This window comes from Caldimonas mangrovi (genome assembly GCF_023721835.1).
Taxonomy (GTDB): domain Bacteria; phylum Pseudomonadota; class Gammaproteobacteria; order Burkholderiales; family Burkholderiaceae_C; genus Caldimonas; species Caldimonas mangrovi.
In genome coordinates, this window is the sequence record NZ_JAMKFE010000005.1 from 317873 (window position 1) to 341353 (window position 23481).

A 23481-nucleotide genomic window follows, 5' to 3' on the forward strand; every position below is an offset into this window, starting at 1 on the left:
ATGCTTGCGAACCTGGACTTCAAGGACTGGCTGGCGCTCAATCAGCTCTATGCCGACTACGCCAGCGCGGTCGACTCCGGTCAGTGGGATCTCTGGCCGGAGTTCTTCACCGACCGATGCGTCTACCGGCTGCAGCCGCGCGAGAACCACGAGCGCGGCTTTCCGCTGGCAACGCTGTCTTTCACGAGCAAGGGCATGCTGAAGGATCGCGTCTACGGCATCAAGGAAACCTTGTTCCACGACCCGTACTACCAGCGTCACGTCGTCGGGGCGCCGGTCGTCCGCGACATCGGGCCGGACGGCATGCGCTGCGAAGCCAACTACGCCGTTTTCCGCACGAAGCTGTCTGAGGCGACGACCGTCTTCAACGTCGGTCGCTACATCGACACGGTGGTCGGCACGCCGGGCGGCCTGAAGTTCGCGTCGCGGGAATGCATCTACGACAGCGAAATGATTCCGAATTCCATCATTTACCCGATCTGAGGCCGCGATGAACGACGGAAACTGGGTCGATGTGCTGCCTGCCGACCAACTCCCGGAGGACGACGTGATCGGTGTGGTCGCCGCCGGTCGCGATGTCGCGCTGTATGCGGTGGGCGACGAAATCTATGCGACGGACAACACGTGCACACACGGCCAGGCGCGGCTGTGCGACGGTTTCCTTGAGGGTTACGAGATCGAATGCCCGTTGCACCAGGGCAAGTTCGACGTGCGCAACGGCAACCCCCTGTGCCAGCCGGTCACGGACGCATTGCGCAGCTACCCGGTGCGCGTCGAGGGGGGGCGCGTTTACCTGCAGCTCGACTGAGCGAATGCGCCAGATCAGGCAGAGCGGCCCTGCTGGTCGACGCACAGGGCAGTGCGTGGCTGCGTCAGGCGTTTCGCGTCGGGCCCCGGGCCTCTGGCGGTGATGCCATCGCTGATGTCGTGCGCCACCGCCTACGCCGTCACCGACGGGTTGTCCCCGATGGACGTCGGCAACAGGCCTGCTTCGGCGACGTACAGGTGCCGGACGTCGTGCCAAGACCCTCGGCAGGGCGTGGGTTCGACGTCTCGCCGCACACTGCTTTCGATGGCCAAGCCCGGAAAGGATGTGCGATGCCCCATGCAGCAGCCCGAGCGATCTGCTGGCTCCCCAGCTGGAACCAGGACCAGCCGGGTGTGGGGCTCGAGCATCTGCTGCTGTCGCCCGGTGCGGCTGACAGCGTGGTCCTGGCCATCGACGAGGATCAGGGGCCGTTTCGCCTGACCTACCGGCTCGGCTGGGACGATGCCTGGCAGCTGCGCCATGCCGGGCTGAAGGTCGTGACCGAGCTTTTCACGCACTCGCTGCACCTCGAGACCGACGGTGCGGGTCACTGGCGCGATGAACGAGGCCCGCTGGACGAACTGGAGGGGTGCCGGGACATCGACATCTGGCCGACGCCTTTCACGAACAGCTTTCCGATCCGGCGCGAGCCGATGGCCCTCGGCGAGCGGCGGGAGTTCCGCATGGCATGGATCTTCGCGCCCGACCTGACGGTGCAGGTTCAGCCCCAGGCGTACACGCGACTGGGCGAGCGGCGTTATCTTTTTGAGAACCTCGACGGCAGCGGTTTCCGTGCCGAACTGCCGGTCGACGATGACGGCATCGTGATCGACTACCCGGAACTGTTCCAGCGCGTGCGCCTGCCCCGCTGAATTGCGCCCGTGCCCTGGCCGGCCTGGCGCGCGAGCCGTGACCAGCGGGGCCTCAGCTCAGAGCCGACAGCCGCAGCTCCAGCAGCTCGGAAGGTCGTGCCGGATCATCCGCGTCCGTCACCAGCCAGAGTCGATCATCGTCCGCCAGCACCACGCCTTCGACCTTGGGGGCGTCCTTCAAGCGCTCGCATCGCACCACGCGGTTTCGGGCATCGCACCATCCGATCACCGAGCCGACGCAGGCGCCGTCGTCGTAGGGGTTCGAGGTGTCTTCCGCAACCGCCGAGAAGACCCAACCCCCGGCCGGCCAGGCGGCAGCGTCCGTGATGCCGAGCGGCACGCCATCGATGGACCCGAGATCGACGGTCGCGATGTCGAGCGGCGGCGGCACAGTGCCTGTGCCGGCAAGCCAACGAGCGGCCGGCGCCCCTTGGTAGCGGATGTGTGCGTTGTAAGGGTGGCCCCGGTGTGCTCGCTGGAAGAGATGCAGGTGCGTACCATCGAAGAACGCGGCCTCGAAGTTCGGTTCCCCCAGTCGCCCGTGCAGCGCTGCGTGAAGCTGTTCGAGAGAGACGGTTCGTGGCAGCCCGACAAGTTCGCCATGTCTGTCGACCGGGAACACGAACGCGCGCTGGCGCCGTGGCGTGGAGGCCGAGCCGAATGCGGCCAGCAGGCCGTTCTGCTGCGCGGTGAGGGGCGGAACGTGAACCAGCACCTCCAGATCCGGCTTGGCCTTCTTCCGCTGCGCATGATCGTCGGGCAGCGCTCCCGGCGCGAACTGCACCATCCGCAAAGGGCATGCCACGGGATCGTCGGCATCGAGTTGCACCAGATGGTGTTCGTCGTCCGCCGCGATGTAGAGCTTGCGGCCGACGCGAGCAAGGCCGCTGGCCGAGCTGAGGTGCGGTTGACCTCGAGGATGGTCGCTGGGATCGAGCGTCAACTGGCGCAGACGATGCGGAACAAGCATGTACGAATTGTGCGCCCGGGCGCCGAGAGGGGTCTGTCAGCGGCCTGCCAGCGGGACGGGATCACTCGCCCTCGGTGAGCATGCCCTGCATGAGCAGCTGCAGGCCTCTCAGTACGTCGTCGACTGGTTCGCCGAATTGTGCGTGCACGATGGCACCGTCCAGGGCGATGCACAGCGCACGCGTGCGCCGTGCGCGGCCGGCACCGGCAGGCAATAGCGTCTCGACCGCGGCTGCCATCTCTCGCTTGTGCCGCCGGGTGACCTCGAGGACGGCCGGCAGCTCCTCGGCCAACTCGCTCACCGAGTTGAGAAAGCCGCAACCACGGTATCCAGGACTGCGCAGCCATTCCCCGAGGGCCGGTATCAGTGCCGCAGCACCCGGGCTGACGGCGCGGTGCCTCTCGAGCGCAGCGCGAAACCACTGCATCCAATGCTCGTGCCGCGCTTCCAGGTAGGCCAGCACCAGGTCGTTCTTGCTGGGGAAGTGGCGATAGAAGGTCACTTTGGTGACGCGGGCCTCTGCAATGACCCGGTCGATGCCGGTCGCGCGCACCCCATGGCGATAGAAGAGATCATGTGCCGTGGCGAGGATGCGCTCGCGTGCGGGCAGGAGGGCGGCGGCGGTGGGTGCTCGGTCCATCCCGTCATTGTAGACAGGTTTGTCTACATGCCGTAGACTGAAGGAACGTAGACAGATCTGTCTACATCGATCAAGCAAGGAGTGACACCGCATGGAAGCCCGCCCCCCGGTACCGCCGTTCTCCGACGAAACGGCAAGAGTCAAGGTCCGTCTGGCCGAGGACGCCTGGAACACCCGCGATCCGGAGCGCGTGGCGCTGGCCTACAGCGCAGACACACGCTGGCGCAATCGCGCCGAGTTTCCAGTCGGGCGAGAGCAGGTGAAAGCCTTCCTGCAACGCAAGTGGACGCGCGAACTGGACTACCGGCTGATCAAGGAGTTGTGGGCCCATGGGCCGGATCGCATTGCGGTGCGGTTCGCGTACGAATGGCACGATGACGCCGGGCAGTGGTTTCGCAGCTATGGCAACGAGAACTGGCAATTCGATGCGACGGGCCTGATGACCCAGCGGCATGCCAGCATCAACGACATGCCGATCAGCGTTTCGCAGCGGCTGTTCTTCTGGCCGCCGGGCCGGCGACCCGACGATCATGCCGGGCTCAGTGCGCTCGGCCTCTGACGGCTTGCATTCCGGGGCGCAGCCCCGGTACGGTAGATGCTGGTAGACGCAGGCGCCGCCCATCGACGTACGCCTGCCCGGACACTGCCTGCCTGCCTGCCTGCCTGCCTGGCGAGCGCGGAGCGCGGCCAAGGCGTTCGCAACTGCCTGCCCGATGTGCAGTGCGTACAACCCGGGTAACTACGCACGCAAGACGCTGTGGGATTGCACACATTGCACTTCCGGGGCCACGCGGTGCGCCGGAGAATGGCCCGGGGCTCGCTCACTCGACCGAGGGCTGTGCTCTCATAGGGGTTGCGGCCCAAGGGGCCGTGAGCGGCGTTGCAAAGCCTCGCCGGGTAGGTCACCCGGCGGCGCTTTTGCGTCTTGCGCAAGGTCGCCTGGACCCAGCGCATCAGCCCTCCGTAGTGTGAACAGCCCTGGACCACACGCCATGCGAGCACCACTGCCGTCGTCCGAGGAAGCCCGCCTGCGCGATTTCTGCCGCGCGTCGGGTGACTGGATGTGGGAAACCGACGAACAGCTGCGCTACACCTGGGTATCGGACGAGATCTCCGCCGTGACCGGCTTGATGCCGTCCGGTCTCGTCGGCCGGCCGGTGGAGGACGCGGTGCTCGTGCACCTCGACGGCAGCCGGGCACGGCGAGGCAACCTGTTGCAGTTGCTGGCCCGTCGTCAGGCGTTCAGCGGTGCGGTGTCGGAAAAGCGCACGCCACGCGGCCTGCTGTATGTATCGCGCAGTGCGGTCCCGGTGTTCGATGGCAGCGGCCGCTTCCTGGGCTATCGCGGCACGGCGCGCGACATCACGGCCCAGGTCGAATCCGCACGGCGGTCGCGGCAGCATGAGGATCTTCTCGAGCGGTTGTCCTCGCATGTGCCCGGCGTCATCTTTCAGCTGCGCATCGAGCGGAACGGGCGTTTTCACTTTCCCTACATGAGCGACGGCTTGCCGCAGGTGCTGCGCCTGGAGGGCCGCCGCGAGTTCGATGCACGCCGTTCGGCCCGGCTCTATCGCCAGATCCACCGGGACGACCGCCGGGCCGTGGTCGACAGTCTCGCTCGTGCCTACCTCGAGCTGACACCGTGGCAGTGCGAATGCCGTGTCATCGCCGGCGATACCGTCGCCTGGATCGAGGTGCGGGCCATGCCGGAGCAAGAAAGCGACGGCAGCACCCTGTGGCACGGTTTCATCGCCGACGTGAGCGAGCGCAAGGAGATCGAGCTGGCGCTGCGCCGCTCCGAGGAGCGCTGGGACATGGCCGCCGATGCGGCGGGCATCGGCATCGCGGAAGTCGATCTGGCCACCGGACTGATGTCGATGGACCGGCGCGCCTGTGCCAACCACGGGCTCGGCTATCCGCTTGTCGGCTACACCTTGCAGGATTGGTTGCAGGCCGTCGACGCAAGCGAGCGCGAGCAGGCTCGCCACGAGCTGTTCAGCGCACTGCACGACAGACGCACGGTGGAAACCCGTTACCGGCTGCGCCGCCCGGATGGCACCGATGTGGTCCTGGAGGTGGGCGCGCGCGGCCTGTACGACCGTCAAGGGCAGCCGGTGGGCCTCGTGGGCACCTGTCGGGACGTCACGTCTCAATGGGAGTTCGAGCGGTTGCAGCGCGACAAGCAGGCGGCCGAGCGCGCCAATGACGCCAAGAGCGAGTTCTTGTCGCGGGTGAGCCACGAACTGCGCACGCCCTTGAACGCCATCCTCGGTTTCACGCAACTGATGCTGCTCGACCGGGCCGAGCCGCTGTCGCCTGCCCAGCGCAAGCGGCTCGACAACGCGAGGCGGGCAGGGCGGCACTTGCTCGGGTTGATCAACGACATGCTCGAGCTGACGCGAATCGAGCAGGAAGATTTCACGGTCCAGCCGATCGGGGTCGACGCGTGGAGCGCGGTGGCCGACTGTCTTGCCCTCGTCCAGCCGCTGGCCGACGAGGCCGAGGTGGCCTTGCCGTCGTTGCCCGTCGCCTGCGAGCCGGTCTGGGCAGTGGCGGACCCTCGCGCGCTCGAGCAGGTGCTGATGAACCTGCTGTCGAACGCGATCAAGTACAACCGGCGCGGCGGTCGGGTCACGCTGGAGATTCGCCGTGATGCCCGCCATGGCACGGTGCGTATTGCCGTGCGCGACCAGGGCCCCGGGCTGGACGAGCAGCAGCAGGCGCAACTTTTCCAGCCGTTCAATCGCCTCGGTGCCGAGCGCACCCGCGTCGAAGGCAGCGGCCTCGGGCTCGTGATCAGCCGGCGGCTGCTGGCGGCAATAGGAGGGCAGCTCCACGTCGAAAGTCGTCCAGGTGGCGGGTCCACCTTCGTGATCGAGCTGCCTGCCGCCGAGGGCGCGGAAGCGGCGTCCGCCGACGCGACGGTGGCGCCTGCTGCATCGTTCGATTCGACCTCGTGGCCTTCGCACCGAGTCCTCTATGTCGAGGACGAGCCGCTCAACATGATCCTGATGGAGGACGTGTTCCGGCAACTGCCCGGCTGGACGCTGCTGATGGCGTCCAACGGTGCCGAGGGCGAGCGCCTGGCACGCGAGATGGCGCCGGAGCTGGTGCTGATCGACATGAACCTTGGCGACATCGACGGCATCGAACTGCTGCGGCGGCTGAGCCGCCACCCGGACACGTGCGAGCTGCGCTGCATTGCCGTGTCCGCCGATGCGATGCGGGAGCAGGTCGAGGAGGCACGGGCGGCCGGGTTCCTGGACTACTGGACCAAGCCGATCGACGTGCCGCGCGTTCTGGACGCCCTGGTGCGGCTGCTGTCGCCAAGGACGACGACAGACGGAAAAGCCCAGGCTGGCGGGGCTCTGTAAAGAGGCTAGGCCGCGTGCACCGAGCGTGTGCCCAGAGGCAGAGGGGTTGCCGACTGCCTGGGTCCTGAGCATTTCGTCGTTCCATGCATCGAACCGTTCCTCCACCGGGTACCGTAGACCCATTCTGCCCAGAGACGGCATTGGAGCACTGACGATTAAAATACTGTATAAACATACAGTATGATGGATTCAATCGAACGGCATGCAAGGAGCAGAGAGATGGACCCGGTCGACTGGATTTCTCGGTGTGCGGAACGACTGCACGAACGGTGGAAGACGATCGCGATCGGCGACTTGGACGAGGTCGCGTGCGAATTGTTCAACGACCCGCTGTGGCGGGCACTGGAACCGGAAGAAGCCGCTGTGAGGTGGATGCAGCAGGGGATTCCGACCGCGGCTTGAATGAGCGGCGGCTGCAGCTGGGGAGCGGCGCTGCCCGGGCCCCGTTGGCGACTGACTTTTCGCGTCGCCGTCAGGCGCTCGCTGCTCAGACCTATAGCGAAGGTTGCGTGGCAGCGCGGCGCTGGCCAAGTGCATAGCGTCCGCGATGTTATTTATTTCGAATGGACGTCGTTTGCCGGGTGGCCCCGTGTCCTCTGCTTCCGACGGGGAGATGAGCGCAGATCAATCAACGCGGTTTGCAGCTTGCTTGAGCTTGCACCGGCCGATCTGCCTGCGACGCGACAATCAACACGGCAGCCGCCCTCAGCGCGGCGGTACGAATAAGCATGCTCGTTTCCGGTGAGCAAGATCCGTTGCGGCGTGCGCCATGTACCCGAAACTTCCTTCAGCGGTCCGCGTCGCGGCGAAAGCCGAAATACAACGCGACCGCAGCCAACACGATGTGGAGCCACACATCGTGCCCGTACAGAGGCACGAGGCCAAAGGTCGTATGCAGCCGAAGGGCTGGGATCAGGCCCATCAGAGCCAGGGCCGTGTAGACGATGCCAACCGCTTTGGCATAGATCCGGGCGGCGTCGAAGCCGCGCCCCGCGACAAGGCCCCAGAGGCCGAATGCGGCGTGGAAGACGTTGTGCAGGACGTTGACCGGGAACAGTCCTAACAAAAGGCCCATGCCGGCGGTCACTGTCACGTCGGGGTGCGTATGAGGTGCCGTCATGCCGGGGATAAAGCCGGCGATGGCGACGATGAGGAAGACCGCGCCATAAACAAATGCGAAAGTACGAACTTTCATGATTCTGTCCTTGTTGGAGTGACTGAGCCGCCCATCAGCATCGTTCCTGCATTGAAACGCTGCTGCCAGTCCCGCAGCAAGCGGCTTGCCAGGGCCAAATCGCCCCAGGTTCAGTAGACACCTTCGAGCCTAAAGACCCGGCGGCGACCGTTAGGGACGCCGCCAGAGTGACTGCGCTGGGAACTTGAGCGAAAACCTTAGCGCCCGGATGGGGCACGAGCGACACGGGAAAAATACCGGGTGCTTTGGCAGACACTTATGTAAATGAACGAATTCTTCTCGAGCGAACTTCGTCGCCTGGTCGAGCAGGCCGAAAGTCTCGCTGTCGATGTCATTGCCCCCAGCGCCGAGAAGGTCGACAGGGACGCCTCGTGGCCTCGGCAGTCACTCGCCGCGCTGTCCGAGAGCCGGCTGACAGCATTGACGGTCCCACGCGCTGCCGGGGGGCACGGCCAGGGGTTGCTTGCGGTCGCGGCCATCACAGAGGCAATAGGGAAAGCGTGCTCATCGACGTCTATGTGCTTCGGCATGCATTGCGTGGCAACCGCGGTTCTCGCCGCGAAAGCCACAAAACGTCAAGAGCAGGCCTATCTGGCGCCGATCGCGCAGGGCAAACATTTCACGACTCTGGCCCTGTCGGAGGCCGGCACTGGAGCGAGCTTCTTCCTTTCGCGAACTTCCTTGGAGCGGCAGGGCGAAAACTACGTCATTGACGGACACAAGCAATTTGTCACGAGCGGAGGCTACGCCGATTCGTATGTCATTTCGACGCAGGCAAGCGGTTCGCGGGAGCAGGGAGAGTTCAGCTGCCTGGTTATCGACCGCGACGCGCCTAACCTGCACTGGGGACACCCTTGGCATGGATTGGGGATGCGAGGCAACGCCTCGCGGACCTTGCATCTGGAATCGACGGTGGTACCTGCGGACCGTTTGCTGGGCGACGAAGGCGACCAAGTGTGGTACGTCTTCGAGATCGTCGCGCCGTACTTTCTTACGGCAATGGCTGGAACCTACCTCGGGATCGCCCAAGCCGCGCTGGATCTGGCTCTGCAGCACATGAAAGGCCGACGGCACGTCCACTCAGGACAGTCACTTGCCGACATCGAGCTCCTGCAGCACCGGGTGGGGCAGCTGTGGATGTCCGTCGAGAAGTGTCGTCTGCTGCTTTATCACGCGGCCCGTCTGGGCGACCTCGGCGACCCGCAAGCGATGATCGCCCTCTTGGCGAGCAAAGCCGAGGCAGCCACCACCGCGGTGACCGCAACCAATGAGGCGATGACTTTGTGCGGCGGCGCTGCCTATGGAGAAAACGGCATGTTGGCGCGCCTGCTGCGTGATGCGCGTGCAGGGCATGTGATGGCACCGACCACCGACATGCTGACGCTCTGGATCGGCCGTAGCGCGCTCGGGGTACCTCTCTTTTGACACGGTTGATCATCGTTCTGCGCGGCCGACCCGACGCCACGGCGTCCAAATCAGCCAAGCACGCCGCTGCGCAGGCACAGCAGTGCGACGCACGCACCGAGCATGCCTTCGACGTCGAGGGCGTCGAGACCGGGATCACCAACGCTAGACAGGGTGGGCAGGCCCTGGTCGTCCTTGTGGACCCAGACGTTGAGCGCCCATTTGCAGCAGCCCGACGGCTTGCGCGCAATCACCCCGAACTTCGGTTTGTCTTTGCCGTGGACCCCGTCAAGGAGCCGCAGGCCAGAGGCGAAGCGGTATTCGCCGGTCCCCCTGGCGGGCGTTGGTCCATGGCCCCGGCGAGGGATGACGAGGTCCAGCGACAGCTGCGCCAAGCATTGGCACTGTGCGAGCAGCAAGCGCGGTTGCGAACTACGCTGGACCGCATGCGGCTGAGACTTTCTTCGGTCGCGCCAGCGGACTCGTCCGAATACCGCCGTCTTGTGGCCTCGGATCGCTACCTCGCCAGTGTGCTGCAGAGTGCACACGACGCGATCGTGTCAGTTGACCCTGCAGGGCTGGTCGTGTCCTGGAATGCAGGCGCTGAACGGCTTTTCGGCATCGGGCAAGCCCAGGCCGCACGGCTGGCGCTTCGTAGCCTGTTCGACGACCCCGAGGCGTTCGATGCCAAGTTGCACACGGCGTACCTGACAGGGGAGGCGCGCGTCGAATTGGCATCGCGCAGCAACAGGCAGGCAAAGTACGTCGACGCTGCCTTTGACCGGATCGGGGACGACGAGGGGCATGTGATCGGTATAGCGGTCATCATGCGCGACATTACGGAGCGACACCTGCTGGAGGAGGAGCTGAGAAGCCACAGCCGCCAGAAGGACGAGTTCCTGGCGGTCCTTGCCCACGAGCTGCGAAACCCGCTTGCGCCCATCCGCAACGCTGCCCATGTCTTGCATGTTCTCAACCTGACCGACGAGCGCGCGAGAAAGGCCGTCGAGATGATCCGGCGCCAGGCGACTCACATGACGGGCCTGATCGATGATTTGCTCGACATTGCTCGGGTCACCCGGGGGGTCATCACTCTCGAGCTGGAGCCGCTCCCCATCGGCGTGGCGGTCAGCGAAGCTGTCGAGCAAGTCCGCGCGTTGATTGAATCGAAGCATCACCGGCTCACGGTGACACACGCGAGCAGCGCTGCGCTGGTTCTCGCTGATCGAAAACGGCTCACGCAGATCTTTGCCAACCTGCTGAACAACAGCGCGAAGTTCACCCCCGATGGAGGGCAGATTTCCGTTCAGATCGAGGCAGAGGATCAGGGCGTGCAGGTGTCGGTCACCGACAACGGCATTGGAATCGCTGCGAACAGCTTGCCGAAGGTTTTCGACTTGTTCCTGCGATGCGAGCCAGGACTGAGTGCCGCGTCCGGGGGATTGGGCATAGGCCTGGCGTTGGTGCAAAGGCTGACCCTGCTGCACAACGGCACGGTCACCGTACACAGCGCAGGTCCAGGGGCCGGAAGCACGTTTGCAGTCAGGCTTCCCCGCCTCTCCGATGCCGACGCCGAAGTGGATCCCGGTGTAGCGGCAGCAGCGGCGGCCGGCGCTATCCGTCGACTGACGCTGCTTGTGGTGGACGACAATGAAGATGCCGCGCACAGTCTTGCCATGCTGCTCATGACCCATGGTCACACCGTACATGCCGAGACCGATCCGCGGCGGGCGCTGGAGCAGGCAGTGGCTCTGCAGCCCGACGCCGTGATCGTCGACATCGGAATGCCGCACATCAATGGCTACGAACTCGCCAGGATGCTGCGCGGCGCTCCGCTACAGCCTTCCCCGGCACTGATCGCGTTGACCGGACATGGGCAGGCCATTGACCGGGTTCGCGCCAAAGAGGCGGGATTCGACCATCATTTTGTCAAGCCCATCGAGCCGAAGGCCATGCTGACCTTCCTTGATCGCCTCGGGGGGGCGCCTGCGCGCGGTTGAAGCGGCGACTTCCGGCGCACGCGAGCAAGCAGTGAACTCGGCAGCGCCAGCCGGGTACGGTCTGCGGCGGTGGGAGGCCGCCGCAGACGCTTCCAACGGACGGCAGTGCATGAGGCGTTTGAACCGGGCGGTGCCGTGAGCTCAGGTGGTGTCCGCGGACCATGGCAATCCACGCCCTCGGCGACGCCGATATCCGCATCAAGACATTCTTTGGTCACGCCGCAGTCATCGTGGGGGCTGCGCGTTGTGCAACTTCGCCGCGTCGGTGCGGACGAAGCGCTCGAAATCAGCGGGAGGAACGGGGCGACATAGCAGATAGCCTTGTGCCTCGTCGCAGCCTGCGCTGCCAAGGAAGTGCAGCATCTGTTCCGTCTCCACGCCTTCCGCCACCACGCGCAGATCGAGTGCATGAGCCAGGTTGATGATGGCCTGAGCCAAGCCGGTACCCGGGCGCACGCCTGTGGACGTGTCGTTGAGGAACGATCGATCGAGCTTGACCACGTCGATGGGCAAGAGGCGCAAATACGCGAGAGAAGAATTCCCGGTCCCGAAGTCATCGACTGAAAGACTCAGCCCTAGCGCCTTGAGTTCATGCAGGCGCTGCCCAGCAGAAACAGGATCCTGCATCACTGCGCCTTCCGTGAGTTCGAGTTCGAGCAACGCTGGAGGCAATGCCGTCTTCTCCAGGACATGCCGGACCTTGTCCGCCAGCCGGCGATCGTGGAGCTGCCGTGGCGACAGGTTCACCGAAACCTTCAGCTCCTGTCCCAGGGCCTGCACCCACTGCTGTGTCTGGCGGCATGCCTGTTCCAACACCCATTCGCCGATCGGCACGATGAGCCCCGTTTCCTCTGCCAGCGGAATGAACTGTGCCGGAGATACCCGCCCCATGTGCGGGTGGTTCCATCGCAGGAGCGCTTCCATTCCGGTGACACTCATACTGTGCACGTCCACTCGCGGCTGGTAGTGCACCTCGAATTCATTGCGTTCAAGGGCGCGGCGCAGCGAGGTTTCGAGCACCAGCTTGGCGCGTACCTCGTCATGCATCTCCTGCGAGAAGAAGCGGTAGTCATTGCGCCCGGCAGCTTTCGCTCGGTACATCGCGATGTCAGCGTTCTGGAACAGCAGCTTCTTGTCCGTCCCGTCGTGCGGGTACATGCTGATGCCGATCGAAGCGCCGACAAACACCTCCTGCCCGGCCAGTTGGACGGGCGCGGAGACGTCTCGGATGAGCTTTTGCGCCACAAAGGCAGCGGATTCACGGCCGTGTGCACATGGCAACACAATCACAAACTCATCACCGCCGACACGGGCCACGACGTCCATCGGGCGCAGGCGGGAACGCAGGCGTTTCGCCACCACTCGCAGCAACTCATCCCCCGCCTCATGTCCCATCGAGTCGTTGATTTCCTTGAACCGATCAAGGTCGACGAACATCACTGCGATCGGCTCGTCCTTCTCGGCCCCTTCAGCAAGCAAGGCGTCAATCCGGTGCTGCAGCATGGTGCGGTTCGGCAAGCCGGTGAGCGTGTCGTGCGTGGCGAGCCGCTCGAGCTGGCGCTCGGCGAGCTTCCGTTCGGTGATGTTGCTGAGAAATCCAGTCAGCCACAGCGATCGCCCGTGGTCGTCCCGTTCCAGCGTGGCACTCATGAGAATGTGCACGTCGGAGCCGTCACGGTGGCGGATGACCACGTCTTCCAGCTTGATGTTCGTTCTCCCGTTTCGTTCCGTTGGAACCGGCTCGAAATCGATGGGGCAGCGAGGAAAGAGAAAGTCAATGGCACGCCCGACAAGTTCGTCCTTCGCATAGCCGGACATTGCGCACAGGGCCGGATTCACTTCTACGATGCGCAGCTCATGCGAGACCCGCAGATAGCCCTCGGAGGTGCTGTGGATGAGGTTGGAGAAGCGGGCCTCGCTCTGCGCCAGGGCCTCGCGCTCTGCACGCTGCTGCGTGATGTCATGGAAGAATACCGATACGCCGCCCTCCGAGGACGGATAGGCGCGGACCCACAGCCAGTGGCCGTCAATGCAACCTTCGAACTGCACCGCTTCGCCCGTGTCCAGGACATGCTGGTACTTTGCTTCGAAGATGGTGCCTTTCAGTATGGGCAGGATCTCTGCAATGAAGCGCCGCCCCAGCAGGTCGGGCCTTTCGTGCTCGGGCACCCACTGAGCAGCATGGTCGTTGACGAACGTGAACCGCCAGTCGCGGTCGAACGAGAAAAAGGCATCGTCGATGCTCGACAGCAGGCTTTCCAGGCGGGCGTGGGCGTGGGCCAGTTCCTGCTGGATCTGATGCTCGTGTGTCACGTCCCGTCCGGTTGCGTAGACCACGCCCTTCTTCGCATCCCAGCGATAAGACCATGAAAGATGCCGCACTTCGCCAAGCTTTGTCACCCAGCGCCGCAGAACATTGCGTCTGTCGCCCGTTTGCTCACTGCGACTGCGCTCCAATGCCTCATGCGCGGCCTCCAGGTCTTCCGGATGCAGGAGCTCGAAGAAGGACCGGCTCAGCAACTCGGCCTGGCTGTAGCCGGACAGAGCGGTTGCCGCTGGATTCACATTCAAAAACCTGCCCTCGAGATCCAGCATGCACACAATGTCGAACGCGTTGTCGACGAGGTCCTTGTTCTCCTCCGCAAGGTGGCGCAGCCGCTCCTGCAACGTCTCCTCATCCGTGACGTCCCGACTCATGCCGCGAAAGCCCACGAATTCTCCGTTGCGGTACATGGGCAAGGCCGACGATGAGATCTTGCGATGCGAACCGAGGAACGGGGGGCGGGCGGTCCAGATGAGGTCTCGAAAGGGGCGACGCGCCTGTAGGGCTTCGATGAAGCGCCGTGTCCCAGGCTCGACGGGATCCGCGACAAAATCCAAAGCTGTCAGGCCGATCCATCGCTGGGCCGACTCGCCGAGCCAGTTGGCGCCGCCGCCGGCGAAGACCACCCGAAGCTGCTGGTCGCATTCCCAATAGGCGTCCGCCAGCAAGGAAAACAGCGTGCGATAGCGTTCTTCCTGCTCCTGCAGTTGGCGGTGGTTTTCCTTCTCCACTGAAATGTCGCGAGCGATCGCGACAAGTCCGGTGAAGTCGCCGGTGAGAGAATCATGCACAGCCTGGCCGGTGGAGGACAACCAGACGTAGTGGCCTTGCTTGTGCAGGAAACGGAACTGCATGCGGTTGGCGTACGACCTTCCTTTCGCCATCGCCTCAGCCTCGGCTTGCATCATCGCCTGGTCCTCGGGATGCATGAGCTGGAAGCCGTTCTGCCCCAGCAGCTCGTGCCGTTCGTACCCTAGCACCTGCGTCACCGCCGGCGAGACGTAGACATAGTGTCCCTGTGCATCGACATGCAGGATCAAATCACCGCCGTTTTCCGCGAGCAGGCGGTATTGAGCCTCGCTGGCCGCAAGCGAAGCGTGGGACGCCACCGCTGCTGATACGTCGGTGACGGTCCCGGTGTAGCTGGCAAACCGGCCTTCTCGGTCGAAGCAAGCGGCTCCGACGCTCACCACCCAACGCTCGCTTCCGTCGGACCTGACCATTCGATAGCGCAGGTGGTAGTCTTCCAGGGCCTTCGTCGCACGTTCGAGCGTCTGCAACACCTCGCGCAGGTCGTCGGGATGGACAAACTCCCGCCACAGTTCCAGCGAGAAGTCCTGCAACGACGGGAAGTAGCGGCGGGCAGTATGGCTGAGCTGGGTGCAGGCGCCGTATCGATCGAATGACCACACGATGCGCGGCAGGGCATCGACCAAGCTGCGCATTGCGGTGCGAGCTTCGGACGTGATGGACGGAACCGGCCCCGGATCAGTCTCCATGCGCAACTCCACTGCAAGAGAACGACGAGTCCCTCCCGGAGCTGATTGGCAGTCGGCAGGCATACCGGCAGCGCCAGCGAGGAAGGGTGAGGGCAGGCGAAGCTGCCTGCTGGTGCACCAAGGGGCGGGGAGGCGTTGCTCAGCCCGCCTGGAATAACGCGACTCAAGCAAGCCACGTTCCTTTGACTTCAAAGAGGGGAACGCGAGCCCATGGACGGGATTGATTTCAACGACGGCCTCTTCGTGAAGGAAGGAGGCCGGTACAGGGTCGACGGGACCCTTCCCGGCAACCCCGCTGCCGTAGTACTGCTGTACCTTAGGCCGGAAGCTTTGCGTCCCAGGCTTTCGCAGGGTTTGCCTCTAAAACGGCCGAAGGATTACCAACTTTGGTCTTGTCGAGCTGCGCCTAGTGAATCGCCGGACGCGTTCCGGGCCTATTGACTTAACTGCCGCCTCGACCCTCTGGTTCGTTGCCGCGGCTCGAGCAAATTTGTCCTGCTTGCCAGCGGCGTAGCGACCGGAACGACGCCGTCCACCCCTGACGTTTCCCAGACGCGACCGCCGAGGCCGCGCTGACCATCCATCCCGGCGCTTGCACGGACGGCACAGCCGTCCGGACTCGCTGGCGGTGGTTGTCGGCACCTTGGAACACCCGCATCGGGGCAGGCGTGCGTGGATCGTCGTTGCAGCGATTTCCTGCGAGCCGAGCGGCAATAAGTGGCACCGTCGCCGGTGCGGTTGCCGCCCCCGCTCGACACCGAACCTACGGCGTGATACTGTATGTTCATACAGTGTTGAGCCGATCATGCACCCCGTTCCCGAATGGCCTGAGGAGCCCGCCTCCTCGCCAGGCCCTGTCTCCGCCGCTCCCGTCGCACCCGGCGAACTGCCGCGCAACGTGGCAGCAGCGCTGTGGCGGGGCAGCGAGCTGGGAACGCCGGTCAGCGTCGTGGTGCGCTCCGGCTGGGACACGCTCGACCACGAGCTGCCGGGTGGTGGCTGGCCCTGCCATTCGCTGACCGAAGTGCTGCAGCCGCAGCCTTCCGTCTGCGAATGGCGCTTGCTCGGTCCGGCGCTGCGGCGCATTGTCGACGCCGGCCAGACCATCGTGGTCGTCGGCCCGCCCAAGCACCCCCACCTTCCTGGTTTGCGCCACGAAGGCATCGACGACCGTCACCTGGTCTGGGTGCAGGCCGACAGCCCTGCGCACAGGCTGTGGAGCACCGAACAACTGGTCAAGTCCAACGCCTGCGGCGCGCTGCTGTCGTGGCTGCCGCAAGCCCGGCCCGAGCAACTGAGGCGGCTGCAAGTCTGCGCCCAGGCGTGCGACGGCCCGGTGGTGCTGTTCCGCCCACACACCGTGCAGCACGAGGCCTCGCCCGCGCCGCTGCGCCTGCTGCTCGGCTATGACCTCGACTGGGAGCTCACCGTGCAGGTGCTCAAGCGCAAGGGCGCGCGGCATGAAGGCGAGATCCGTCTGCCCTCGATCCCCGGAGGACTCGACGCTGTACTGACCTCTCGGATGAGAACTCCGAGCCGATGGATCCGTGACCGTGAGGTGGCTGCTGATGTTGTACTGGGCAGCACTACTCCCCGACCCGCCGTGCGACGACGCGTCCACTCCTGAGACCCTGCGAGGTCTGGCGACCTGGGCCCTGCAATTCACCCCCCGTGTTGCCATCGTCGATGCGGCGGTCGTGATGGAAGTTCACGCCAGCCTGCGCCTGTTCGGCGGCAAGCGCGCGTTGCGCGAGCGCGTGCGCGACGAAGCCGCCGAACTGGGGGTGGGGCAGGTGAGCTCGGCGTCGACCAGCCTGGCCGCGTTGGCCTTCGCTCGCGCCGGCGTCGACAACGGTTTTGCGCGCCCGCTACAGGAAGGCCTGGACCGCCTGCCGATGGAAGTGCTCTCCGCCGTCGAGCCACACCGTGACACGCTCGCGCGACTTGGCTGCAAGACGCTGGGTGACATCCGCAAGCTGCCGCGCGGCGGTGTCAGCCGGCGCTTCGACAAAAAGCTGCTGACGGCCCTGGACCAGGCGTATGGCCTGCGCCCCGAGGGCCTTCAATGGGAAGTGCTGCCTGAAACCTTCAAGACCCGGCTCGAGCTCATGTCGCGCGTCGAGTTGGCCCCGGCGCTGATGTGCGGCGCCCGCCGCCTGCTGCTGCAGATGTGCGGCTGGCTTGCGGCACGCCACTGCGGCGCGTCCGCCTTCACGTTGCGGTGGGCGCACGATGCGATGCGTGCCAGGTCGGCCGGTGACGGCGGCGAGCTGACCGTCCGCACCGGCGAGCCGACGAGGAACGTCGAGCACCTGTCGCGGCTGCTCAACGAGCACCTTGCCAAGACCGAGTTGCTGGCGCCGGTCGGCGACCTCGAACTCGAAGCCATCGAGGTTCGCTCGCTCGAACCCGCCAGCGCCTCGCTGTTGCCCGACACATTGCAGCAGGGCGAATCGTTGCGCGAGGTGTTGGAGCGTATCGCCGCGCGCCTGGGACCCGAGCGGGTGCTGCGGCCGGTGCTGACCGAAGACCATCGCCTGGAGTGGATGCAGTTCTGGCAGCCGGCGTCCGGGAAGCCGCCGCGCGAGCGTGCTGCGAGCGACGGCATGCCCCAGCCCACCTGGGTGCTGCCGCAGCCGCTGAAGCTTGCGACACAAGACCACCGCCCGATGTACCAGGGCGTACTGCACCTGATCGCCGGTCCGCATCGGGTCGAAGGCGGCTGGTGGCATCGCATCGACACGGCCGACGGCGCCGACACCGCCCATGTGCAGCGCGACTACTTCGTCGCGCTGAGCGAGCACGCCGGGGTGCTGTGGGTGTTTCAGGAGCGTCTGGCCAACGACCACACCGCGTGGTACCTGCACGGCGTGTTCGCGTAAGGAAGGCACCATGTCGGCCGTCCTGCCCACGTACGCCGAGCTGCGCTGCGTCACCAACTTCTCCTTCCTGAAGGGCGCCAGCCGCCCGGAGGAACTGGTCGAGCGCGCGAAGCAGCTCGGCTACACCGCGCTGGCGATCACCGACGAGTGCTCGATGGCCGGCGTCGTGCGGGCCCATGTCGCGGCCAAAGAGCAGCAACTGCCGCTGCTGATCGGCTCGCAGTTCCGCGTCGACGACGCCCCGTTCACGCTGGTCGCGATCGCCCGGAACCTGAACGGCTACGGCAACCTGTGCGAGTTCATCACCAAGCTGCGGCGTGCCTCGGAGAAGGGCGCGTATCACCTCAGCCTGGCCCAGATCACCCCACCGGAGCTCGACGACTGCCTGATCCTGGTGGCGCCGCACCGCGGCACGCCGCTGGATCACTTGGTCAAGTTGGCCCGCTGGATGTTGAGTGGCTACAGCGGGCGCTGCTGGCTGGCAGTCGAACTGCTGCGCCAGCTCGACGACGAGATCTGGCTGTCGCGGCTGCGCGAGGTCAGCGAGCTCACCGCCATCCCGCTGGTCGCCACCGGCGACGTGCACATGCACGTGCGATCACGCAAGGCCCTGCAGGACGTGATGACCGCCACGCGGATCGGCAAGCCGCTGACAGAATGCGGGCTGGCCCTGCAACGCAATGCCGAGCGGCACCTGCGCACGAGACTGCGGCTTTCGATGACCTATCCGGCCGAGCTGCTGGCCGAGACGGTGCGCATCGCCGGGCTGTGCGAATTCAGCCTCGACGAGCTGCGCTACCAATACCCGTCCGAGGTGGTGCCCGATGGCGAGACGCCGTCGTCCTACCTGCGCCGGCTGACCTACGAAGGCGCCGGCCGGCGCTGGCCGGACGGCATGCCGGCCAAGGTGCAGGTGCAGATCGAGCATGAACTCGACCTGATCGCCGAGCTGCACTACGAGCACTACTTCCTGACCGTGGCCGACATCGTCAACTTCGCGCGCTCGCAGCACATCCTCTGCCAGGGCCGTGGCAGCGCGGCCAACTCGGTGGTCTGCTACTGCCTGGGCGTGACCGAGGTTGACCCGGCGCGCATGAGCGTGCTGTTCGAGCGTTTCATCAGCAAGGAGCGCAACGAGCCGCCGGACATCGACGTCGACTTCGAGCACGAGCGGCGTGAGGAGGTGATCCAGTACCTGTACAACAAGTACGGCCGTGACCGGGCGGCACTGACGGCGACCGTGATCTCCTACCGTCCGAAGAGCGCGATCCGCGATGTCGGCAAGGCGCTCGGGTTCGATGCGGAGACGGTCGACCGGCTCGCGAAGGGCCATATGTGGTTCGATGGCCGCAAGGTCATGCCCGAGCGGCTGCAGGAGGCGGGCTTGTCGGTCGACGACCTGGCGGTGAAGCAGCTGCTGCGGCTCACCGACCAGCTGATCGGTTTTCCGCGCCACCTGTCGCAGCATGTCGGCGGGTTCGTGCTGACCAAGGGGCCGCTGAAGCGCATGGTGCCGATCGAGAACGCGGCGATGGAAGACCGCACCGTGATCGAGTGGGACAAGGATGATCTCGATGCGCTCGGCCTGCTGAAGGTCGACGTGCTGGCGCTCGGCATGCTGACCGCGATCCGCAAGTCGCTGGAGTTCGTCGGCCGGCGCAAGGGCTACCGCTTTGAGATGCAGGACATCCCATCCGAGGACCGCACGACCTACGACATGATTTGCAAGGCCGACACGGTCGGTGTGTTCCAGATCGAGTCGCGCGCCCAGCAGGGCATGCTGCCGCGCATGCGGCCGCGCCGCTTCTATGACTTGGTCATCGAGGTCGCCATCGTGCGGCCGGGCCCCATCCAGGGCGGCATGGTGCATCCCTACCTGAACCGGCGCCAGGGTCGGGAGCCGGTGAGCTACCCGAGCGAAGCGCTCAAGGAAGCGCTGGGGCGCACGCTGGGCGTGCCGGTGTTCCAGGAGCAGGTGATGCAGATCGCGATCCTGGCCGCCGGCTTCACGCCTGGCGAGGCCGATGGCCTGCGGCGCTCAATGGCGGCGTGGAAGCGCAAGGGCGGGCTGGACAAGTACTACACCAAGATTGTCGACGGCATGACCTCGCGCGGCTACGCAAAGGAATTCGCCGAGCAGATCTTCCAGCAGATCCATGGCTTCTCGGAATACGGCTTTCCCGAGAGCCACGCGGCGAGTTTTGCGCTGCTGGTCTATGCGTCTTGCTGGATCAAGTGCCACCACCCGGCGGAGTTTCTAGCGGCGATGCTCAACAGCCAGCCGCTTGGCTTCTACACGCCCAGCCAGCTGGTGCAAGACGCCAAGCGACATGGGGTCGAGGTGCGCCCGGTCGACGTGATGGCAAGTGACTGGGACTGCACTTTGGAGGGGCTCCCGCATCCGCCGGCGGTGCGGCTCGGCCTGCGCCAGATCAGCGGCTTGCGGCAGGACGCGGCGCAGCGCATCGTCGACGCCAGGCGGAAGGCGCCGTTTGAGAGCGCCGAGGACCTGGCGCGTCGCGCCGGGTTGGAGCAGCACGAGATGACCCGGCTGGCCGGCGGCGATGCGCTGATGAGCCTCGCCGGGCACCGGCGCCAGCAGGTGTGGGAGGCGACGGCGCTGCGCTCGACGCCGAAGCTGTTGCGCGATGCGCCGGTCAACGAGGACTCCTTGGAGCTGGCCCAGGCGCCCGAGGGCGAGGAGATCGTCTGGGACTATGCGTCGACCGGGCTGACCTTGCGGAGGCATCCGCTGGCGCTGCTGCGACCTCTGTTGCGCCAGCGCCGGTTGATGTCCGCGCAGGAACTGCAGGACCTGCCCAACGGGCGGCTGGTGCGTGCGTGCGGCATCGTCACGCTGCGCCAGCAGCCGGACACAGCCAACGGCACGATCTTCGTGTCGCTCGAGGATGAAACCGGCACGGTGCAGGTCATCTGCTGGAAGCGTATCCGCGAGCGGCAGCGTGCGGCGCTATTGCAATCCCGACTGCTCGCCGTGTACGGCGCCTGGCAAAGCGAAGGGGAGGTGCGCAACCTGATTGCCGGACGACTGGAGGACCTGACGCCGTTGCTGGGAAGGCTCAACACCGAGAGCCGGGATTTTCATTGAGCGGGAGGGGCTTCGAAAGCTCGAATGCCGGGCTGCCGTGCCCTGCACCGCCGTGCATCCTGTGGTTCTGACCTGCCGTTCGAAGACACGCAACTGATTGCACCTAAAGCACCGGATCGCAGATCACGGCGACGCGACATGTTCAAGGCGTTGCGGCTTCGAGGTCGAGTGCAGGCACGGCTATGCGGGAAGCGGGACTCCGCCCCGGCGTGCGCTATCCCTGCTTTCGCTGATGACGCTTCGCGCGAAGCGCGATGAACGCCAGACCAACGGCCAGCAACGCGACCGTCTCCGGTTCGGGGACCGGCGTCAACAGCAATGCCCCGCGCTCGCCAGTCAACCGGCTGAAGCCTTCGGCGGCGATGTATCTGCTGTTGTTGATGGCCGCCACGCGGTCCACCACCCATTCGGCCGGCAGGCGTCCCAACAAATCAATCATCTGTCCATCGCTATAGAAAGAGGTGCGGAAGGTCCCGTCCGCACGCATCGATGTGCCGATGATGTCGGCTTTGTCGTTCATCGCCCTGACGACGCTGCGGCTGCACCGAGCGTGCCAAGATCTTGCATAGCGCCGTCGACATACAAGAACCCGGAGCAGACGCCCAGGCTGGCGGGCAGGCGGCCTGTGCACGGAAATTGGTTCGAGGCCTCTGGGGACCGCGTCTTTTCCTGTGCGACAAGGCCCCCCGGAAAGTGTCAACTCGGGATCGGCTTCAGCCGGAACGCAAAAGACGAGCGGAGACAAAAAAAGCCCCGTCTGGCGGAGCTTGCAGAGGAAAGTGAATTTCCCGGGATCCCACTGAATCGGCATCTGGCGGAGAGAGCGGGATTCGAACCCGCGGTGGGCTATTAACCCACACACGCTTTCCAGGCGTGCGACTTAAACCACTCATCCATCTCTCCGGAATTCCGGTATCCGGGGGCGGCGCCAGCCCATGGCAGGCCGGCGCAGCGAAGCCGCACATTCTAACAACAATTCAGCGCGGCGAGACGGGCGGCGTGCTCTTCATCAGCGTCATCGCAGTACCGATCAGTGCGGACACTTCCGTCATGTTGCCCGGCACGATCATCGTGTTGTTCTTCTGCGCCAGCTGCGAATAGGCTTCGACCGCCTTCTCGGCCACCTTCAGGTTGACGGCGTCGGCGCCGCCCGGCTCGCGGATCGCCGCCGCGATGCGGCGGATGGCCTCGGCCGATGCAGTGGCCACGGCCATGATGGCGGCGGCTTCGCCCTGGGCACGGTTGATGTCGGCCTGCTTCTCGCCTTCGGACTTGGCGATGAACGACTCGCGCTCGCCGGTGGCGATGTTGATCTGCTCCTGCTTGCGGCCTTCCGAGGCGGCGATCAGTGCGCGCTTCTCGCGCTCGGCCGTGATCTGCTGCTGCATCGCGCGCAGGATTTCGTTCGGCGGGGTCAGGTCCTTGATCTCGTAGCGCAACACCTTCACGCCCCAGTTCAGCGCGGCCTCGTCGAGGGCGTTGACGACGGCGGCGTTGATCGCATCGCGCTCCTCGAAGGTCTTGTCGAGCTCCATCTTGCCGATCACCGAGCGCAGCGTGGTCTGCGCCAGCTGCGTGATGGCGACGATGTAGTTCGACGAGCCGTAGCTGGCGCGCATCGGGTCGGTGACCTGGAAGTACAGGATGCCGTCGACCGTGAGCTGGGTGTTGTCCTTCGTGATGCAGACCTGGCTCGGCACGTCGAGCGGGATTTCCTTCAGCGAGTGCTTGTAGGCGACCCGGTCGACGAAGGGCACCAGGATGTTGAGCCCCGGCGTAAGCGTGCCGTGGTAGCGGCCCAGGCGCTCGACCACGAGGGCGTGCTGCTGCGGCACGACCTTGAGCGAGCGGACGATGAATATGATGGCGATGACGAGCAGGACGAGCGCGACGATTTCCATGAGCCTCTCCTATGGGGCGTTTTCAGTGGGTATGACGTTCGATGATCAGGAAGTTGCCTTCGACGGCGCGGATGACGTATTCACCGGGTTGCGGCTCGTCGGCGCCGGCATAGCGCACCGTCCAGGTCGCACCCCGGTAGGGCACGCGCGCGGTGCGGTCGCTGTTCCATTGCGTGACGGTCACGTGGCTGCCGATGTCGAGGTTGACGTCCCGGTTGGTGGCCGCCGGAAGTGCGGGCGGGTGCTGCTTGCGCCGCACGCGCCAGGCGGCGACGGCGCCGCCGCCGATCACGGCGGCCGCGACGAGCTGCATTGCGAAGCCCAGCCCGGCGTGCGCCGCCAGGGCCCCGCCCGCCAGCCCGAGCGCCAGCATCAGCAGGTAAAAGGTGCCGCTGGCCAGCTCGGCCGCGACGGCGATGCCGGCCAGAACCCACCACCAGGTGGAGGCATTGAAATCCATCTTCCCTCCTTGCGTTTTCGACCCCGGCGGCAGTGTACGCCGGG

Annotated in this window: 18 protein-coding genes, 1 tRNA gene and 1 riboswitch; of the genes, 11 read left to right on the forward strand and 8 right to left on the reverse strand. The window is 65.3% G+C overall.

Annotated features, from left to right (window positions below):
- From M8A51_RS10900 to M8A51_RS10910, 3 genes are all read left to right on the forward strand, one after another.
- Window positions 1-483: an aromatic-ring-hydroxylating dioxygenase subunit beta gene (locus M8A51_RS10900; protein ID WP_251778281.1), complete on the forward strand. Its 483-nt coding sequence runs from the start codon at window positions 1-3 to the stop codon at window positions 481-483.
- 7 nt (window positions 484-490) lie between these two features.
- A complete protein-coding gene (locus M8A51_RS10905) occupies window positions 491-808 on the forward strand; it encodes a non-heme iron oxygenase ferredoxin subunit (RefSeq protein WP_251778283.1) in 318 nt (105 codons plus the stop codon).
- 290 nt (window positions 809-1098) lie between these two features.
- Window positions 1099-1680, forward strand: coding sequence for a putative glycolipid-binding domain-containing protein (locus tag M8A51_RS10910; protein WP_251778285.1), 582 nt, complete (start codon window positions 1099-1101; stop codon window positions 1678-1680).
- A 52-nt stretch (window positions 1681-1732) separates the two neighbouring features.
- Here M8A51_RS10910 and M8A51_RS10915 read toward each other — a convergent pair whose 3' ends face one another.
- On the reverse strand, window positions 1733-2623 hold the full coding sequence (locus tag M8A51_RS10915; RefSeq protein WP_251778286.1) for a DUF6929 family protein: 891 nt from the start codon (window positions 2621-2623) through the stop codon (window positions 1733-1735).
- An 88-nt stretch (window positions 2624-2711) separates the two neighbouring features.
- A complete protein-coding gene (locus M8A51_RS10920; protein WP_251778288.1) occupies window positions 2712-3290 on the reverse strand; it encodes a TetR/AcrR family transcriptional regulator in 579 nt (192 codons plus the stop codon).
- 91 nt (window positions 3291-3381) lie between these two features.
- Here M8A51_RS10920 and M8A51_RS10925 point away from each other — a divergent pair, with 91 nt between their 5' ends.
- The 3 genes from M8A51_RS10925 to M8A51_RS10935 all read left to right on the forward strand — a co-directional run bounded on the left by M8A51_RS10925 (window position 3382) and on the right by M8A51_RS10935 (window position 7066).
- Window positions 3382-3849 (forward strand): nuclear transport factor 2 family protein, encoded by a 468-nt coding sequence (locus M8A51_RS10925; RefSeq protein ID WP_251778289.1) that lies wholly within the window; start codon window positions 3382-3384, stop codon window positions 3847-3849.
- 433 nt (window positions 3850-4282) lie between these two features.
- The gene (locus M8A51_RS10930; RefSeq protein WP_251778291.1) at window positions 4283-6664 is read left to right on the forward strand and encodes an ATP-binding protein; all 2382 of its coding nucleotides are present in this window, start codon (window positions 4283-4285) and stop codon (window positions 6662-6664) included.
- A 219-nt stretch (window positions 6665-6883) separates the two neighbouring features.
- Window positions 6884-7066, forward strand: a complete 183-nt coding sequence (locus M8A51_RS10935) for a hypothetical protein (RefSeq protein WP_251778293.1) — start codon at window positions 6884-6886, stop codon at window positions 7064-7066.
- Between the two features lie 385 nt (window positions 7067-7451).
- Here M8A51_RS10935 and M8A51_RS10940 read toward each other — a convergent pair whose 3' ends face one another.
- Complete coding sequence (locus M8A51_RS10940) at window positions 7452-7859, reverse strand: DUF4383 domain-containing protein (protein WP_251778295.1); 408 nt, start codon at window positions 7857-7859, stop codon at window positions 7452-7454.
- A gap of 264 nt (window positions 7860-8123) precedes the next feature.
- Between M8A51_RS10940 and M8A51_RS10945 the strand changes: the two genes are divergently transcribed.
- Window positions 8124-9284 carry an acyl-CoA dehydrogenase family protein gene (locus M8A51_RS10945; protein ID WP_251778297.1) on the forward strand — a complete coding sequence of 387 codons (1161 nt, stop codon included), beginning with the start codon at window positions 8124-8126 and terminating at the stop codon, window positions 9282-9284.
- A 5-nt stretch (window positions 9285-9289) separates the two neighbouring features.
- Entirely contained in the window at window positions 9290-11263 is a 1974-nt protein-coding gene (locus M8A51_RS10950) for a hybrid sensor histidine kinase/response regulator (RefSeq protein ID WP_251778298.1), read from the forward strand.
- 225 nt (window positions 11264-11488) lie between these two features.
- Here M8A51_RS10950 and M8A51_RS10955 read toward each other — a convergent pair whose 3' ends face one another.
- The gene (locus M8A51_RS10955) at window positions 11489-15085 is read right to left on the reverse strand and encodes a PAS domain S-box protein (RefSeq protein ID WP_251778300.1); all 3597 of its coding nucleotides are present in this window, start codon (window positions 15083-15085) and stop codon (window positions 11489-11491) included.
- A 282-nt stretch (window positions 15086-15367) separates the two neighbouring features.
- Window positions 15368-15454: riboswitch (cyclic di-GMP riboswitch) on the reverse strand.
- Window positions 15455-15890: 436 nt separating this feature from the next.
- On the opposite strand from M8A51_RS10955, the gene imuA reads away from it, so the two are divergent.
- The 3 genes from imuA (at window position 15891) to M8A51_RS10970 (ending at window position 21076) form a co-directional block, all read left to right on the forward strand.
- A complete protein-coding gene (imuA, locus tag M8A51_RS10960) occupies window positions 15891-16712 on the forward strand; it encodes a translesion DNA synthesis-associated protein ImuA (RefSeq protein ID WP_251778302.1) in 822 nt (273 codons plus the stop codon).
- Window positions 16713-16785: 73 nt separating this feature from the next.
- Window positions 16786-17967, forward strand: a complete 1182-nt coding sequence (locus M8A51_RS10965) for a Y-family DNA polymerase (RefSeq protein ID WP_251778304.1) — start codon at window positions 16786-16788, stop codon at window positions 17965-17967.
- A gap of 10 nt (window positions 17968-17977) precedes the next feature.
- On the forward strand, window positions 17978-21076 hold the full coding sequence (locus M8A51_RS10970) for an error-prone DNA polymerase (RefSeq protein ID WP_251778306.1): 3099 nt from the start codon (window positions 17978-17980) through the stop codon (window positions 21074-21076).
- A gap of 214 nt (window positions 21077-21290) precedes the next feature.
- Here M8A51_RS10970 and M8A51_RS10975 read toward each other — a convergent pair whose 3' ends face one another.
- From M8A51_RS10975 to M8A51_RS10990, 4 genes are all read right to left on the reverse strand, one after another.
- A complete protein-coding gene (locus M8A51_RS10975) occupies window positions 21291-21596 on the reverse strand; it encodes a PEP-CTERM sorting domain-containing protein (RefSeq protein WP_251778308.1) in 306 nt (101 codons plus the stop codon).
- 292 nt (window positions 21597-21888) lie between these two features.
- Window positions 21889-21979, reverse strand: a tRNA-Ser gene (locus tag M8A51_RS10980).
- A 74-nt stretch (window positions 21980-22053) separates the two neighbouring features.
- Window positions 22054-22977, reverse strand: a complete 924-nt coding sequence (locus M8A51_RS10985; RefSeq protein WP_251778310.1) for an SPFH domain-containing protein — start codon at window positions 22975-22977, stop codon at window positions 22054-22056.
- A gap of 22 nt (window positions 22978-22999) precedes the next feature.
- Entirely contained in the window at window positions 23000-23437 is a 438-nt protein-coding gene (locus M8A51_RS10990; protein WP_251778312.1) for an NfeD family protein, read from the reverse strand.
- Between the last annotated feature and the right edge of the window lie 44 nt (window positions 23438-23481).

Excerpts from the sequence above, each read along its gene's own strand:
- M8A51_RS10930 (WP_251778291.1), top strand. The coding sequence starts at position 4,283 with ATGCGAGCACCACTGCCGTCGTCCGAGGAAGCCCGCCTGCGCGATTTC.
- M8A51_RS10985 (WP_251778310.1), bottom strand. The coding sequence starts at position 22,977 with ATGGAAATCGTCGCGCTCGTCCTGCTCGTCATCGCCATCATATTCATC.
- M8A51_RS10905 (WP_251778283.1), top strand. The coding sequence starts at position 491 with ATGAACGACGGAAACTGGGTCGATGTGCTGCCTGCCGACCAACTCCCG.
- M8A51_RS10900 (WP_251778281.1), top strand. The coding sequence starts at position 1 with ATGCTTGCGAACCTGGACTTCAAGGACTGGCTGGCGCTCAATCAGCTC.
- M8A51_RS10940 (WP_251778295.1), bottom strand. The coding sequence starts at position 7,859 with ATGAAAGTTCGTACTTTCGCATTTGTTTATGGCGCGGTCTTCCTCATC.
- M8A51_RS10910 (WP_251778285.1), top strand. The coding sequence starts at position 1,099 with ATGCCCCATGCAGCAGCCCGAGCGATCTGCTGGCTCCCCAGCTGGAAC.
- M8A51_RS10925 (WP_251778289.1), top strand. The coding sequence starts at position 3,382 with ATGGAAGCCCGCCCCCCGGTACCGCCGTTCTCCGACGAAACGGCAAGA.
- M8A51_RS10920 (WP_251778288.1), bottom strand. The coding sequence starts at position 3,290 with ATGGACCGAGCACCCACCGCCGCCGCCCTCCTGCCCGCACGCGAGCGC.
- imuA (WP_251778302.1), top strand. The coding sequence starts at position 15,891 with ATGCACCCCGTTCCCGAATGGCCTGAGGAGCCCGCCTCCTCGCCAGGC.
- M8A51_RS10990 (WP_251778312.1), bottom strand. The coding sequence starts at position 23,437 with ATGGATTTCAATGCCTCCACCTGGTGGTGGGTTCTGGCCGGCATCGCC.
- M8A51_RS10955 (WP_251778300.1), bottom strand. The coding sequence starts at position 15,085 with ATGGAGACTGATCCGGGGCCGGTTCCGTCCATCACGTCCGAAGCTCGC.
- M8A51_RS10965 (WP_251778304.1), top strand. The coding sequence starts at position 16,786 with ATGGAAGTTCACGCCAGCCTGCGCCTGTTCGGCGGCAAGCGCGCGTTG.
- M8A51_RS10975 (WP_251778308.1), bottom strand. The coding sequence starts at position 21,596 with ATGAACGACAAAGCCGACATCATCGGCACATCGATGCGTGCGGACGGG.
- M8A51_RS10935 (WP_251778293.1), top strand. The coding sequence starts at position 6,884 with ATGGACCCGGTCGACTGGATTTCTCGGTGTGCGGAACGACTGCACGAA.
- M8A51_RS10970 (WP_251778306.1), top strand. The coding sequence starts at position 17,978 with ATGTCGGCCGTCCTGCCCACGTACGCCGAGCTGCGCTGCGTCACCAAC.
- M8A51_RS10945 (WP_251778297.1), top strand. The coding sequence starts at position 8,124 with ATGAACGAATTCTTCTCGAGCGAACTTCGTCGCCTGGTCGAGCAGGCC.